Here is a 14,988-nt window from a genome sequence, read left to right on the forward strand (position 1 = left end):
ACGTAGGCCGTTCCAAGCCCCGCCAGTCCGGTTGTNGTGTCTCCGCTCATGCTTCGATCACTCCGCTGTCTTCGCTGCGGATCACGTAGGCCGTTCCAAGCCCCGCCAGTCCGGTTGTCATGATGACGCCGGTGAACAGGCCGGACTCACCGCCGAACGTCTCGAACGGGTTCTCTTCCTGTGCTTCCATCTCGGTGCCGAGCCTGACGGTCGTGCCCTGGACCGAGACGCCGACCGTCGACGCACCGTTCACTTCGCGCACGCTCGTCGAGATCGTGGTCTCGCCGGTGTCGATCTCGAACTCTTCTTGCGGGACTTCGACCGCGCCCTCCTGGTCGACGCCAGCGAGCGCGTCAGAGACGACGACGGTGAACGGCCGGTCGGCGTCGAAGGTGATCGTCGCGGTGCCGTCCTCGAGCTGGTACTCCAGAATCCGAAGGTCGTCGCCAAACTCGACTTCGTACTCTGGACCGGCGCTTTCGTTGCTGGTCTCCTCGGCGATCGCGGTGCCGCCCATCAGGCCCATGCCCATCGCGAGCGCCAGAGCTGTGAGCGTGGAAAACAGAAGAATCCGCCGCACGTCAGTCACCTCCGAACGGGAGCAGATCCGTGACGACACCAACGACGACCGCGATAGCCGCGCCGATGATTGCGATTCCAGCGAGCACCCCGCCGGTCGTTTCGAACGGATCATCGGGGAACGTGAGCCCTGGGCTGCTATCGTCCTCCAGCGCTTCCTCGAGGTCGTCGACCTGCTCGCGGAGGTTCTCCATGCGTTCAATCGTTTCGTCTCCGTCAACCTCGGTCGGGTCGGCTACGTAGTCGATCGAACGCGAGTACTCGACGCTGGGCACGACTTCGACCGATTCGATAGCTTCCCCTTCGTCGATATCGGTCGTCTCCAGAATCCATTGCTCACCGTCCTCGACGGCCTCGGATACGTCCGCGACGTGGTCGGTCGTCTCACCGGTGACGACGATCTGCCAGCCGTCGTGTTCGTCCGGGTCGGTGATCGGCTCGGGTGCACCGCTTCCCGTCCAGAGGATCACTTCACCGTCGACGCCGGCTTCCGGTTCGTATTCGTCTTCGATCGTGATTTCGTCCTCGAGGCCGGTGACGGAATGGATCTCGAGGGGTTCCTCACCGGAAAGTGTGGTCGTCTCGAAGCCGTCGTCTACCGCAGACTCGTAGCCGAAGTACGCCATTCGGTAGTCCTCGGGCTCGAGGGTCATTCCGCTGCGGAGGTTCAGCGCTTCGCCGTCGAATTGCGGATAGAGCAGCCCCTCCAGTTCGTCCGCCTGCAGGTCCGAGTGGGAGATCGTGGCCCGGTAGCTCGCTGAGTCCGGAACGTTCGCTCCGATCGCGAGGAGTTCGGCAGCAACCCGCGCCTGGTCGTCGCTGTCGCCGAACTCGTCGACGATGTCCTGTGACGAGAGCACGTCTGCAGGATCGATCGCACCCTGCTGGACGCCGTCGTACAGGTTGGAGACGTACGTTTGCACGTCGCCTCGGATATCGGTGTACGCTGTCTCGACCACAGCGAGCACTTCGGACGTGATCTCGCCGGTGTCGAGAACCGTCGTCTCTCCGAGGTCGCTGTGCTCTGCGACGAGCGAGTAGGAGTCGTCGATGTGGATGCCGTACTCGTCCCAGTTCTGTGCCCACTCCGTTTCCACAGCGGCCCCGTACAGACTGTCACTGCCGGACGTGTGCCCGAGTCCGATTTCCCAGAGCGGTTCGTCTCGCCCCTCCAGCTCGGTCGGATCTACCGGAAGGTCGACCTTCCACTCGTACATCACGAACTCGTCGTCAGCGGCGTCTTCCGTCTGTGAGGCTTCGATCGGACGAAGCCAGTCGATGTTCTCGACGTCTTCCTCTTCACTGGCGGTACTGAGCGCGAGCCCGCGGGTGTTTCCAGACTCAAACTCGACATGTTCGAAGACGCCGATCGACTCCTCAACGTCGAGTGTGAGCTGTTGAACGAGCGCGTTCAGGCCGGTGTTCCGACGCTCGACGATGTTGATAACCGACCGAGTCGTCTGCTTGTCGAGTGCCTCATGTGCGGCATCGACTGCATCTTCTTGGCTCCCCCCGTCGACGATTGCTCGCACTGCAGCCGCTCGAATTTCCTGCCACGCGACGCGGCCGTACGGTGTGTCCTGGGGGTCGTCTGGCCCCAGGAACTCCTGTTCCATCTCGTCGACGAACGCTTCCCGGCCGTCTGCGACCGAGGCCGCCGCCTCGTAGAGCTGGTCTTCGAGCACGTCTTCCGGGTCGAGATCGGTGCCTGGCTCATGCCAGAGAATGCTGCCCGTTGTGATACCCGCCGCTGCTCCTGATGCAAGGTAGAACCCGATAGCAGCCGGTGGGATTGCTTGCACCTGACCGATCGGCGAGTATGTCGGTGCAACGCGGTCGCCGGCCGCGCCGAGGGTGATCAGTGCCCCGCCCGCGATCGCGCTGCGCTCGAGGAACCCGCGGCGACTCACCGCATCCGAATCGTGGGCCGTGGGCGTGGGCTGTGGGCTGTCTGTACTCCGGGTTTCGTCGGTGGAAATAGCTGAAGTCATTGAATTCTGAACCTCGATTACTTGTAGGCGATCAGGTAGAACGCGGCACCGTTGAGGAACACCGTGAACCAGCCGACGTACCACATCGTCTCCAGCGTGTGCGAGACGGCCGGCACGAGTGCCCCGAGCACGTTTAGAATCACCGCCAGGAGCATCACGACGGTCTCAACGTCGGTGTAGTCCTCCGGCGTGGTCTCGTTGGTCAGCCAGCCGATCACGAGCACACCGACGGAGATGATGAACGCGTACGTGATCTCCGTCCCGTGGGCCGCATAGAGTGCGTCCGTCAGCGCGAAGTTCAGCGGCTCGCTGAACTCGAGCGTCCCGACCGCGCCGATCGAGAACGACGCCAGGACGAAGATCGGTGCGAGAATGCTGTCTGTGAGGTCGATACCGTCTTCCCGTCGAATTGAGTTGGGAACGTACTTCTGGGGTAGGCTAAGTGCCATACCTCCGCGGNGAGAATGCTGTCTGTGAGGTCGATACCGTCTTCCCGTCGAATTGAGTTGGGAACGTACTTCTGGGGTAGGCTAAGTGCCATACCTCCGCGGATCAAACCCGCTTCCTCGAAAAACTCCGCAAAACCGTGGCATGACCTTGGTGAAACCTTGGTCAAACCGATAGTCACCAACCTTTATACCAAGGCGGGTTGCCGCCAGGCGTATGGCGCTGAACAAACTTCGTCAGTTAGATCAGAACTCGCTCGGCGTTACACTACCAAAAGACGACCTCCGAATTGATGGGGTGCTTGATGAGAACGGAGAACTTCGTGACGAGCATTACGTTCATATTCGTCATTTAGAAGAAGGAGAATGGAAGATTGAATTACTTGACAATACATCTTCATAGCGATGCCTGTGCGGTTGAACTGTGTACGCTAAGGGCGGGACCGTAGTGTGACCTCTCGACGGAACCCAACGCTCGTGTTAGTTGGTCGGGGCACGCTCACAGCGGCCGTCGACGCACGTGGCCACTCGGAAGTGATTGTCTTGGGTGCGGCCGTGATTGATCGGAGCGAATTACTGAATAGCCTATCTCTAAAGACCACTTTTACTTATCTCGAACCAAAATAAAACTGCAGGAGGTTATCGACTTGAGTTATCCGTGTCCGTCCGCAGAAGCGTATAGCGTTACGCTAAAGTAATCACCTCTCCAGGGGGTATCATCCGTAAATTTCTCCTCTGAACGGTATTCGGAAATACCGTTCATTGAGAACGAGGTTTCAGATGTATTATCGTTTTCATATTCAACACCAAAGCTTCCACTTTGACCAGTGGATTGGTTTACTGGGTGAACAGTTCCTTGATGGACATAATTGGAACCTGACAGACCAGCACCTGCACCACTTGGAAGTGTGACATCTGCTGAAAGGTCGTATTCTCGCTCGCGCTGTAATTGAGAACTAGTCGGATCATATGACACCAGTGTCACATCGTCGTCAACCACGTCAATGCTCACTTCCATCTCTCTGAGTCTGACTTTGTAGAAATACCCATCATCAGGGTAGCCAGTCATATGGTGCCAGATGAAGTACACGTATTCATCACTAACCTGTTCATGGGCTCGATACATAGTGGCGTGCCCCTGTGCGTACCCATAATCAACACCCGCTGAACTTTCAAGATCGAGTGTGGAACTGAACGTCGCAACGTGGTCAACCGTATCGGTTGGCTCCATTCCACCGCCGGTTAGGATTCCGGGTCCACTGTGTGGATCCTCAGTTGTGATACTGGCGTCACCACCAATGTCGTCGCTAGTGACAGTTGCTTCGGCATACGCTTCTGATTCGGAGCGGTCCTCCGTATCATCTGCAGATGCCATGCCGGTAAGCGCAACTCCAGCTATGGAGCCAGTGGTAATTGTTTTCAGAACTTTCCTCCGGTCATACCCATTATCCATAGGCATACGACATCACCTATTCAGAGGAGTGTTATAAAATTATGGGCTAAAACAAAACCCAAATAAAAACTATTCGCTGATTATCTATGCTAGCTCATACACTGTTTGAACGGACTATTTTCAGATTACCATAACAATGTATAAGTAGTGAAAAGACAGCACATCTTCAGTAAACTACTCTATTTCGCTCGTTGGGGGTAGGGCTTTCGTGTGGACTCCCGTTCTATGCCATCCACAAATCCTTCGGATCTGGCTGCGCGAGATTATATCTGGCGAGCACCGTCCGTGGTAGCAAGGGAGATATACTTCCCACTCACGTTCAGCGTCCCACTGATTCTTCGCGCGTGTGCGCTGTCTGTAGCGGAGTTGCGTCTCAACGATACTGTCGAGGCCGTGGCACTGTTCGACGGCGCGACTGTGGACGTGTTACGACTCGCGGTGCGATGTGTTGTACTCGGTGACAGCTGCTGAGAGAACCCAGAACTCGTGTTTGCTGGTTCGGGACACACTCGTGGCGGTTGCTGATGCACGTGGCCGCTCGGAGGTAATTCTCTCGGGAGCGGCTGTGATCGCCCGAAGCAAGAGCTGATTCAATATATAAAGTACGGAGTCAAGAAGTTACGCAAAAATCGCAAAATTAGGGGGTGCGCTAGTTCTCGATCTCGAAGTTCTGGACCTCGTTCTGTTCTTCGATGTTACCAGGGTCGTTTCCGATATATGCGATCACAGCGTAGTCTCCCTCAGGCAGTTCCTCACTGCCTGTACCGATGTCTGCTTCGTCGCCAAGGGTCATCGTTTGACCGACAGTGTCTAGATGAGCACCATCACTATCAACGGCACCGGGTTCACTGTCTCCATCGGTGTAGAACTCGTTGTCCGTCGAGCCGTCTTCGACGACGTACTCACCGGTTTCACTGTGCAGCAAGATGATTCCATCGGCGTTCTGCAAGTTAGTGGCCGATAGTGTCACTTCGTTCGTCCCATCTCCCTCAATATCTATGGCAGCTTGAGCGTTTTCGCCCATGTCACCCATATCCAGCACGAATGCAGCAATCACGGCCGCGAGAATGACAGTAATCGCCACCATGAGTATAACTCCGATGACAGGGGAAACTGCACGCTCATTGTCCGATCCGACCAATTTGTTGCGGATTGTTTTTCCGTCCATGTATTATTTATTGTGTTTGTCTTTTATCTGTGTTTTGTACATTCATGATATATGCCAATTGGGTTTGATCCCGTTAGTCCGTCAGCTCGAAGTCTCGGATTCCAGTCTGTTCTTCAATGTTTTCGGGATTCTCACCGATATAGGCGATGGCAGTGTAATCTCCTGCGTGGTCGAAGTTGGTGCTATCGTGCTCAATGGTGACTTGTTCCCCAACAGTGTCGAGTTCCATCGCGGTCTCTGTGCCGTCCAGATCGATCAGATCTTCGTTGTCTTCCCTCACGTACTGACCTTCTTCAGAGTTGATGAAAATAACCCCGTCGGCGTTATCCATGCTAGCTACTGAGATAGTGACAGCATCGGTACCGTCTCCCTCGACGCTAACACCAGCTTGGGCGTTTTCACCCATGTCACCCATGTCCAGCACGAATGCAGCAATTACGGCTGCCAGAATGACAGTAATTGCCACCATCAAGATAACCCCGATAACAGGCGATACAGCGCGCTCATCTTCCGATCCGACCAATCTGTTGCGGATTGTTTTTCCGTCCATCATTGTTTAACCACACCTGAATCAGCAGAAAGGTTATACGCGATGGCATGGTAGCCAGTCGCGTACGGATGGGGGCTCCACACCGACCCACCGTGCAACCTTCCTCACTGTAATTTGGTGCTGATAGTCTCACGAAATTACCATACCTTAAACCCCACTGACGCTCAACAGATAACGGTTTCAGATCTGATAATCAGTGGCCCGCAGAAACCCTACAGCACCCCCTTGAACCGACTCAGTCTTGCGATTTAGTAATTCGACGAGCAAACGACAATACCAAAGCCAGTTCAGTTCCACGGACTGCACATGACTAAGACTGTGTTCGTGACCGGCCGCGACCTCGCGCGCACCTACGACGGCGGGGTCTACGAGAACGCGTGGGAAGCGGTCGAGCAGTACCGCGAAGCGACCCGTTACGCGAACACACACGACGCTGGCTCGGGTGCTACGGCGTCGGCACTAGATCTACCCCGCGGTCGTCTCCGTACGTGGATCGACGACGGTGGTGCACCGGACGTGGTCCGTGGGATCGATACCGCACGCGAGTATGGGTGGCTCGAGTGCACTCCCAGTGACGATGTGTTCGCTGGGTTGAACGCACTGGTTGCAAACATCTTTTCGGGCGGTTCGATTGCGGAGCAGCACTACCAGCCGTCGTTCGCATTGAACCACCACGGCGAGGACTCTCACGTGATCGACGCGCTCGAGCTGGTCGGCGTCGACTACCAGGTGGTCGACGATCGCGACGGACGGGCTGACGAAGTCCGTCCTGCTGAGGACGGTACCGTTCTTGGGCGCGTACTCGCTGTGCTCGGCGCACCTGTCGGCCCAAAAACCAGCCAGCAACTCTCACTCCCGAGCTATCTCGTGGCCGGTTCCGAAGAGGTCCGAGAGACGTTCGTCTACGCGTATCTCGAAAACCGGGCCGTCTATCACGAAGGGAAGGACACCCTGACGATCACCGAAGAGCGCAACGATTCCTACCTCTCTGGGCTGGCAGCGCTCATCAACGATATTGCAGGTGGTGGCGTCAAACGAAACGCAGAATCGATTACGATCTCCGCTGAAGCCGCTCGTTCGCTCGGCACCGTTCGGTAACTACGGTTCCGGCTCGAGTTCGTCGGCCTCGAGGTCTCCGTTCATATATGCTCGGCCGCGGTCGGTAATCTGGTAGTAGCTTCCGTCCACCTTCTCGATGAGATGTGCCTTCTCAAGCTTGCTCATCCGTCGGGAAACCCAATTTCGTGAATAGTCCAGATTGATCGCCGTAACCGCGGGAGAGAGTACTAACTCGGATTCATCGAGCAATTCGAGAATCCGGTTGTCGGTTTGGTTCATCCAGTCAACCCGCGGGCGCATACCCGCTTGTCGTCTTGTTGCATTTAACAGATACCGAAACCTGTTCTACTAAACAATATTCGGTGTTCAATAGAACACGGATTAGTGGGTTAGAGTTAAGTCCCCTCCGTGTCTGGATCGGAGCAACGGAAGTCAGACGGACCCGCCGCTACTCGGTCGGGTCCTCGTCAGAAACGCGGACCCGGTGTAGTAGCACCGGTCCGCCTGGCCTCCGTATCCGAGGTACGGAAGCATGCAATCGCTCGACGCAACGGGGGATAAAGCCCCCGATCGACAATATCGATTAGACTCCGGCCCACAGCCCACGGCCCGGTCAATCCGGCTCCGAACGACTATCGGAAACGGAATCGGAAAGTATCGGAAATCGACAGGCGCACGCGAGAGGCTTCAGAAGTGGCGAATTTCACGAAACCCTGATTTATCGGAAGAATCGGAAACGGCCCTGCAACGGCTAAGTATCAGTGGTCCTTTCGATCAAATCTACCGACGGACAGCGACCGTGCGCGCCCCCAGGTACCAACTAACGGCGCGCACGGTGAGTCCGCGGTCCCACAGACGTGAGACCATGACAAACCAAACGCGCAACCACGGTAAGCGTATCGCATTTTCAGATCACCGCTGCAGCTGTGCACCCGAGGTGCATCGATGAGCGTCGGCGAACTCGAGCCGATCACGCCGCGCGAGGCGGTCGACATGTGGCTCGATCGCCTGCAGTCCACGCGGGCCGATGAAACGCTGAAGAGCTACCGGTACCGACTGAAGCCGTTCCTCGAGTGGTGTGAGAAAGAGGGCATCGACAACCTGAACAACCTTACCAGTCGCGACGTGTTCCGGTTCGACTCGGATCGGCGCGCTGATGGGCTGAAGGTGTCGACGCTGAACAACCAGCTGGGGACGCTCAAGCAGTTCATCCAGTTCTGCGAGCGGATCGACGCGGTTCCTCAGGGATTGCCAGCAAAGGTCGAGGTCCCGTCGGTTGACCTGGCTGACCGCGTCAACGACGAACTCCTCTCCGCCGACCGTGCCGAGACGATTCGAGGGAATCTGAACCGATATGCGCGAGCATCGCGCCGGCAGGTAATGTTCGAACTGCTGTGGCACACCGGCTGTCGACTCGGTGGGCTTCGCGCGCTCGATCTCCGTGACTGCTTCTTCGAGGAGTCCGACCTGAAGCGACTGCGCCACCAAGACGACATTGATCAGGCCGCACTCGAGGCGGTCGATCTCCCGTTCGTCTACTTCCGTCACCGGTCAGAGACGCCACTGAAGAACAAACGCGAGGGCGAGCGCCCGGTCGCACTCTCACAGGACGTTGCTGACCGCGTTCGGGAGTACATCGACGTGAATCGCGTCGAGCGAACGGACTCGGACGAACGCCGGCCGCTACTGACGACCGAGAAGGGGAAACACGCCCGCGTTTCGAAGTCGAGCATTCGGCGGGAGATCTACATCCTGACCCAGCCCTGCCGCTGGGGTTCGTGTCCGCACAACCGTGATACGACGACCTGCGAAGCCCTGGAGCACACGCTTGAGGCGCGGTGTCCCTCGAGTCGGTCGCCCCACCCGATCCGTTCGGGTTCGATCACGCACATGCGTGACGAGGGCTGGCCACCGGAAGTCGTTGCAGAGCGAGTGAACGCTACCCCTGAGGTGATCAGGGCGCACTACGACCACCCTGATCCGATCCGACGGATGCAATCCCGTCGCGAGTTCCTTACGGAGGATTCAGCATGATTCAGACAACCCACGACAGTAACCCGCGTAACAGACGGCTTGTTGAGCTCGGCGGTCCCACTCGAAATTATCTAAGTGTTCAACTTGTAGCGGCTCGTACCCCGAGGCGTCCGAAAATCTAATTCTCACTTTCGGAATATTACCACATGTCCGACAGCACAACGGGAGGTGGTCGGCGTGACGGTCGCACCGGGGTCGTCGTTGACGCTGAATCGGCCGCAGTTTCCAGTCGGTGTTTGGAATGCCAACACACTCTTTGTTTGGATCACCAGCAACATTTTGCAACCAGCAGTGGAATCATGGAGCATGGGCCTCACAACTGACGACTTTGCCGAGTTCATGGTCGGTGATCCAGAGGACAACGAAGAGGTTCCGCTGGGAGACGCCCTCAACGAGTTAGCCGTCGATGTCGAAGTGGACGCTGTCGAAGAGGTCCGTGACGTTCGCGAGCGGCTATGAAGCTCTCTCGATACAAACGTCATTGTGGCCGCTGTCACAAAGGATACCGAACGGTCCGATACTGCTGTCCGTGCACTCAACGAGTTCGATGGCGAACTCCGAGAGCACGGTGCAAAACAACCGCACGAACGAATCATCTTGTCCTGGAAGATCGTCAGCCCCGATCGCCCATGTGGTTGGTAGACGACGAAACAGTACCAGCCGTCGTGCCACGAGTTGCGCTCGAGTTCGAACCGACGCTGTCTTGCATTATCAAATCTGAGAGTGACAACGGCAAGAATTCTGCCAGTCTTGTGTGACCTGGACCTATGGACTGGGACGAGCCAGTGATCGACAAGCGCGACCCCGCGCACCTACGGTGGAGGTTCGTATGCAGATCTGTGGTCGGCGTACTCGACTATCAGGCAGTCATGCGCACGCGAGTCAGTATCTGAACAAGGGCTCCTACGCAATCTCGAACTGACCACAGTGTAGCCAACCACTCGTGACCGCAGCTCGGTCACCCAAAATCGGCGATGATGTCTCTTCAGCGACGCACTTCCCGAGTTGTTCTCCTGATTCGTTATCACACGCTGGACATCGTGCGCTCATCCAGCAGTCGTGGTAGTTCCGTCTATGTGATGGGGGTGGGTCCCAGTGTATTGGGATTGCTCTCACCTTCACAGAAACCGGATGTTTGTCCCTGAGATCGATACTCGGTGGTACTCGAGATGACTGCTTTGTGGCGTTCGGGAGCAGTGTGGTGTTTGGGGACAGGCCAGTCGACGACCACCGTGATAACGGAAGCGTGATGTGACTGAACCCCCACCGTTGTATAACGCCATCGAACCGGCAGCCGTCTGCATCCTCTTTACATCGACTGCAACGCACGACCGCACGGCTGGTCAGGTGACAGTTACCTACTACGGGTATCGTGTTACCGTCGATGCAGTCGGGACGGTTTCAGTCGAGACAGTGCCTGAGGGCGCGACGTTTCACCTGTGGCTACTCCGAAATATCGCCTTCGTTCCTCGCTGTCGTCTCCGAAACCACGAACCGCGCGAGCTTTCGTTTCGTGTGGGAATCAACAAGATGTTCCTCGAGTCGTGCCTCTGCTGGTGTCTCTCGGCAGAGTGGGCATTCGATGGGGGCTCTGGACGCCATACTCGTTGCACGTGAGTGAAGACGAAAAGACTTGGCCGCTCAGCGGTTGACCAGGTACCGAGTGGTTTAACCCGCCGCCCTCGAACCACTCGAACGAACCGATGACAGTCGTCCTCGCCGGCGTCGGTGCCGACAGCACGAATCTTGGAAGGCTTGCTCCCCTGTACGACGACGGCCACTTCGAGTACGTCCCGATTCCGGAGAAAACGCGCGAGACCACGGAGGCCGAAACGCTCGGCTCGTGGACGCTGCAACACGACGACCGCACCGCTGCCGATCTCACATCCCGAATCGAACCCCAGCCAGTCCGCGGCGGCGTCGAAACCGTCTCCGGTGACGCGCTCGAGAACTGGCCGTTCCATCACGACCCAAATTTCGAGGCGCTGACGTATGGTGAACACCGAACCAGCGGGTACCTGTCGCGACTCAGTGCACTCGAGTCGGGTGACGTTGTCGGCTTCTACGCTGGGCTCCGTCGGCCGGACGGTGACCGCGCGCACCGGTATCTCCTCGGGTACTTCACGGTCGACCGGGTCGATGTCGTAACGCCTGATACGCCTGCAACAGAGCGTGCTGAAATCCTCGCAGCGCATTCGGAGAACGCCCACGCGAAACGTGCTCGAGACGACGGGCTCTATCTGTCGGAGAAGTCAGTCGTCTTTCTCGACGGTCGGGAACCGGGTGGACTGTTCGATCGGCACCCGATCAGACTCAGCGAGTACGTGGTCAAACCGGGGAACGAGCGCGCACAGTACTACCTTCGTGAGGAGGTTGCAGACGAGTTGGCGGTCGTCGAGGGCGGGACAAACATGATGTACAAACCGGCCTACCGGTGTGCGTGCTCGGGCGAGGAGTTTCGCCAACTGGTTGGTCCACTCAGTGAACGGACGGCGGAAGATGGTATGGTTGACCGATCACAGACGCTGTCTACCGATACGTGAACGACCACTGAAAGAATCGGTCAGTTTCTTGTAGCGATCGACCGAAGACCACGCAAGTGACCGCAGATAATGCCGACAGCTCGGGACCATCCCGCCACGACCGCATTCGACGCCACCCGACACCGGGCACACGGAACTCGCTTGCGCACTGGACGTCGGCGAAACATCCGCTCCGCGTCGCGATTAACTACATTTTCGTCTGGCTGGCTCGCATCTCGCCGAGTCTCCGGCTTCGTCGGTGGTGTCTCCGTCGGATCGGTGTCACCGTCGGCTCCGGCGTCTCCTGGGGGCTCGAGGCGACGCCGGATACGTTCTGGCCGGAACTGATCACACTCGAGGACCACGCGATCGTCGGCTACGATGCGACGTTGCTGTGTCACGAATTCCTGCAAGATGAGTACCGGACAGGAGAGGTCGTCGTCGGTGAACGGGCGATGATCGGGGCGGGCGCGATCGTTCTGCCCGGTGTCGAAATCGGTGCCGACGCGAGCATCGCGGCGAACTCGCTGGTGACCAAGGATGTCCCCCCGGGGACCACCGTCGCGGGTGTACCTGCACGGCCAATGGGAGGGCACTCGAGTGCCCAGCCGACAGGTGACGACGAGGCTGATGAATCGGAGTAAGGGCGAGTTTGTGTGTGGACGGGTTAGTGTACGAGGCTGTGAGGGCAGGGCGGGTTAGTGTACGAGAGCGTGTCAGTGCATGTCTTGCCGTCGTGTACTGAAGTGGGTCTACCAGAAGGGGAGAACGAACCGAATGGCAGAGATACCGCTCTCGTCCAGTGAGTCAGACGTAAAAAGACACGTCGAGTTCGTGCTCGGTTCTGGGCTGGTTCTGATTCGAAATCGAGCTCGGGTTCGAGGTCGATCCGTGCTCAAGTTCGAGTTCGAGTTCGAGTTCGAATCTGTATTCCGATTCAGACTATCGTGTCCGTATCCATCTCCGCATTCCTGCTCGTCTACAGCGAGGACCAGGACTTGCGGGCTTCGTTCCAGGAGGTAACACTGGCGATCCACTTGGCAGCGATCATCTTCTTCAGGTTCTTCGCGGGGAAGCCGCCGAAAGTGCCGACGGGCAGCGAGACGCCAAAGGCCGGTTTGACCTCGTGGGCGACAGCCTTGTCACCGACGGAGACGACGGTTCCTTTGTCCTCGTACTCCCAGGTCTTGAGCGGGCGGTTCTCGATCGCACGCGAAATGTTTTCACCGACAACCTCTGCCGCCTGCCAGGCGGCCTGAGCCGTTGGCGGTGCAGGGCGGTCACCTTGGTCGATCAGCGCCGAGTCGCCGATCGAGAACACGTTCTCTTCGGTGGTCTGGAAGTTTGCCTCCACGTTGACGCGGTTGTGTTCTTTCTCAAGTTCGGCGTCGTCGAGTGCATCGCGGCCCGTGATGCCGCCGGTCCAGATGAGGACGTCGTGTTCGAGTGGTTCGCCCTCGTCGAACTCGATGACGTCGTCTTTGGCCTCCGTGATCGGATCGTCCGTGTGGATGCGGACGCCGGCGTCCTCGAGGAGGTCGCGCAGTGCCTGCTGGATTTCGGGGTCGTTCCCAGGGAAAATCTCGTCGAGCGCTTCGACGAGGTGAATCTCGATCGGGGCGCGGTGGTTGTCGCGGAACTCAGCGATTTCGCCCGCGGTCTGGATGCCGGAGAGACCGGCACCGCCGACGACGACCTGCGCGGGCTCGCCGCGGGTCGCGTCCTGGCTGGCCTGCGTAACCTCGTCGTGGATTTCCATGGCGTCGTCGAGGCTTTTCAGGGTGAGCGAGTGCTCTTCGAGACCGGGAATGCCGTAGTAGGCGGTCTGGCTACCCAGTGCAACAAGTACGTAGTCGTAGTCGACATCGTCGCCCTCGGCGAGTTCGACGACCTGTTCGTCGACATCAAGCCCGACGACATCGTCCTGGATGAACCGGGTCGACGGATCAGCAATCTGGTCGACTGGGAATGTGATATCCGATCGAGCATCCGGGTCACGGACGACGCGGTGGGCCTCGTGGAGAACGAGATGGTAGTCCACGTCAGCGATCCAGGTTAGTCGCGCGCTGCCACCGAGTTCCGACTGCAACTTGGCAATCGCACCGGTACCGGCGTATCCAGCACCGAGCACGACGACGTTCTCAGTCATACGACACACTCTGAAACACTACGATACAAAGGTGTTGGAACTCGTGTCTGTGTGGGTTATGCTGGCACACACGAGTGGTGACAGTTGCTGCCGGTCGAAGTGACCACCACAGCGCTACACACTCACACCACAACTGGCACGTCGACAGGTTTAGGGTTAGACGGGTCTAAAACCGAATAAGATGATGCTGAGCGACGTGATGGAGGACTACCTCAAGGCGATCTATCAGCTTCAGCGCGACCACGACGAACGGATCAAAACATCCGAAATCGCAGAAGCGCTCGACGTCACGTCGCCGACAGTCACCAGCATGCTCGAGAAGCTAGAGGACCGCGGGCTCGTCGACCGCGAAAAGTACCGCGGGGTCACGCTCACCGATGAGGGTGAAACGGTCGCACTCGAGGTCGTCCGTCACCATCGACTCCTCGAAGCGTATCTCACAGAGCACCTCGATTACGACTGGTCGGAGGTCCACGCCGAAGCGGACCGCCTCGAACACCACATCAGCGAGGATTTCGAACAGCGCGTTGCGGACGCGCTCGGCCAGCCGACAGTCGACCCCCACGGGTCGCCGATTCCGAGTGCAGACCTCGAACCACCGGACCGACCCAATGGCGAGTCCGTCACTGAGTTCTCGGAAGGTGACATCGTCGTGGTCGAGGAGGTTGCCGACCGTGATCCGGAGGTCCTCTCGTACCTCGCAGACCACGGTGTCGAACCGGGTGTCGAACTCGAGATTCTTGAGGTCGCACCCTTTGGTATGGTAACCGCGCGCTCAAGTACAAGCGAAGACGATGTTTCGCTTCCGGAGGGTGTTGCCCATCACGTTCGCGTCACCTCACCGGTCGAAGCCGAGTCCTAGCCTCCGTTCCACACCGCGTCCGCGAGCCGTTTTTCCCGTTCCTCACCGCTACTTGGCTGTTTACCCGCTACCCTGGCCCAAGTAGGAACCTGTCTCGCCAGTAGATTAGACCGTATCTAATTGAGTATTCGGTGGGTAAACTACAAGTTTAGGGGCATCTAAACATCTATCAATG

At 57.9% G+C, this 14,988-nt stretch carries 15 protein-coding genes and 2 pseudogenes; 9 read left to right on the top strand and 8 right to left on the bottom strand.

Annotation, left to right across the window (positions count from 1 at the left end; translation table 11 throughout):
- Nucleotides 1–46: 46 nt before the first annotated feature.
- The 3 genes from C482_RS12715 to C482_RS12725 are packed head-to-tail and all read right to left on the bottom strand — an operon-like array spanning nt 47 to nt 3,019.
- Nucleotides 47–589: a hypothetical protein gene (locus C482_RS12715; protein WP_006168025.1), complete on the bottom strand. Its 543-nt coding sequence runs from the start codon at nt 587–589 to the stop codon at nt 47–49.
- A complete protein-coding gene (locus tag C482_RS12720) occupies nt 582–2,570 on the bottom strand; it encodes a hypothetical protein (protein WP_083858616.1) in 1,989 nt (662 codons plus the stop codon). Before C482_RS12720 ends, C482_RS12715 begins: the two co-directional genes overlap by 8 nt.
- 17 nt (nt 2,571–2,587) lie before the next feature.
- Complete coding sequence (locus C482_RS12725) at nt 2,588–3,019, bottom strand: hypothetical protein (RefSeq protein ID WP_004213756.1); 432 nt, start codon at nt 3,017–3,019, stop codon at nt 2,588–2,590.
- Between the two features lie 214 nt (nt 3,020–3,233).
- On the opposite strand from C482_RS12725, the gene C482_RS20470 reads away from it, so the two are divergent.
- The gene (locus C482_RS20470; RefSeq protein ID WP_083858617.1) at nt 3,234–3,419 is read left to right on the top strand and encodes a hypothetical protein; all 186 of its coding nucleotides are present in this window, start codon (nt 3,234–3,236) and stop codon (nt 3,417–3,419) included.
- Nucleotides 3,420–3,668: 249 nt separating this feature from the next.
- On the opposite strand, the gene C482_RS21190 is transcribed toward C482_RS20470, so the two are convergent.
- The 3 genes from C482_RS21190 to C482_RS20475 form a co-directional block, all read right to left on the bottom strand.
- Nucleotides 3,669–4,475, bottom strand: a complete 807-nt coding sequence (locus tag C482_RS21190; protein ID WP_152422005.1) for a hypothetical protein — start codon at nt 4,473–4,475, stop codon at nt 3,669–3,671.
- A gap of 643 nt (nt 4,476–5,118) precedes the next feature.
- Nucleotides 5,119–5,637 carry a type IV pilin gene (locus C482_RS12730; protein WP_006168028.1) on the bottom strand — a complete coding sequence of 173 codons (519 nt, stop codon included), beginning with the start codon at nt 5,635–5,637 and terminating at the stop codon, nt 5,119–5,121.
- Between the two features lie 73 nt (nt 5,638–5,710).
- The gene (locus C482_RS20475) at nt 5,711–6,190 is read right to left on the bottom strand and encodes a type IV pilin (RefSeq protein WP_006168030.1); all 480 of its coding nucleotides are present in this window, start codon (nt 6,188–6,190) and stop codon (nt 5,711–5,713) included.
- A 303-nt stretch (nt 6,191–6,493) separates the two neighbouring features.
- Here C482_RS20475 and C482_RS12740 point away from each other — a divergent pair, with 303 nt between their 5' ends.
- Nucleotides 6,494–7,285, top strand: a complete 792-nt coding sequence (locus C482_RS12740) for a hypothetical protein (protein ID WP_006168031.1) — start codon at nt 6,494–6,496, stop codon at nt 7,283–7,285.
- Here C482_RS12740 and C482_RS12745 read toward each other — a convergent pair whose 3' ends face one another.
- A complete protein-coding gene (locus tag C482_RS12745; RefSeq protein WP_006168033.1) occupies nt 7,286–7,546 on the bottom strand; it encodes a helix-turn-helix domain-containing protein in 261 nt (86 codons plus the stop codon).
- Nucleotides 7,547–8,191: 645 nt separating this feature from the next.
- On the opposite strand from C482_RS12745, the gene C482_RS12750 reads away from it, so the two are divergent.
- The 6 genes and pseudogenes from C482_RS12750 to C482_RS12765 all read left to right on the top strand — a co-directional run bounded on the left by C482_RS12750 (nt 8,192) and on the right by C482_RS12765 (nt 12,446).
- A complete protein-coding gene (locus tag C482_RS12750) occupies nt 8,192–9,280 on the top strand; it encodes a tyrosine-type recombinase/integrase (protein ID WP_006168035.1) in 1,089 nt (362 codons plus the stop codon).
- A gap of 306 nt (nt 9,281–9,586) precedes the next feature.
- Nucleotides 9,587–9,739, top strand: coding sequence for a hypothetical protein (locus tag C482_RS21830; RefSeq protein ID WP_006168037.1), 153 nt, complete (start codon nt 9,587–9,589; stop codon nt 9,737–9,739).
- Between the two features lie 21 nt (nt 9,740–9,760).
- A pseudogene (locus C482_RS22860) lies at nt 9,761–9,829 on the top strand (VapC toxin family PIN domain ribonuclease); the annotation flags it as partial.
- 702 nt (nt 9,830–10,531) lie between these two features.
- A pseudogene (locus C482_RS22405) lies at nt 10,532–10,678 on the top strand (HalOD1 output domain-containing protein); the annotation flags it as partial.
- Nucleotides 10,679–10,983: 305 nt separating this feature from the next.
- On the top strand, nt 10,984–11,823 hold the full coding sequence (locus tag C482_RS12760; protein WP_006168039.1) for an Nmad3 family putative nucleotide modification protein: 840 nt from the start codon (nt 10,984–10,986) through the stop codon (nt 11,821–11,823).
- Between the two features lie 56 nt (nt 11,824–11,879).
- Entirely contained in the window at nt 11,880–12,446 is a 567-nt protein-coding gene (locus tag C482_RS12765; protein ID WP_006168040.1) for an acyltransferase, read from the top strand.
- 335 nt (nt 12,447–12,781) lie between these two features.
- Here the strand turns inward: C482_RS12765 and C482_RS12770 are convergent, their stop codons facing one another.
- On the bottom strand, nt 12,782–13,951 hold the full coding sequence (locus C482_RS12770; protein ID WP_006168041.1) for an NAD(P)/FAD-dependent oxidoreductase: 1,170 nt from the start codon (nt 13,949–13,951) through the stop codon (nt 12,782–12,784).
- A 181-nt stretch (nt 13,952–14,132) separates the two neighbouring features.
- Between C482_RS12770 and C482_RS12775 the strand changes: the two genes are divergently transcribed.
- Entirely contained in the window at nt 14,133–14,813 is a 681-nt protein-coding gene (locus tag C482_RS12775; protein WP_006168043.1) for a metal-dependent transcriptional regulator, read from the top strand.
- Nucleotides 14,814–14,988: the final 175 nt, after the last annotated feature.

This window comes from Natrialba chahannaoensis JCM 10990 (genome assembly GCF_000337135.1).
Lineage (GTDB): Archaea > Halobacteriota > Halobacteria > Halobacteriales > Natrialbaceae > Natrialba > Natrialba chahannaoensis.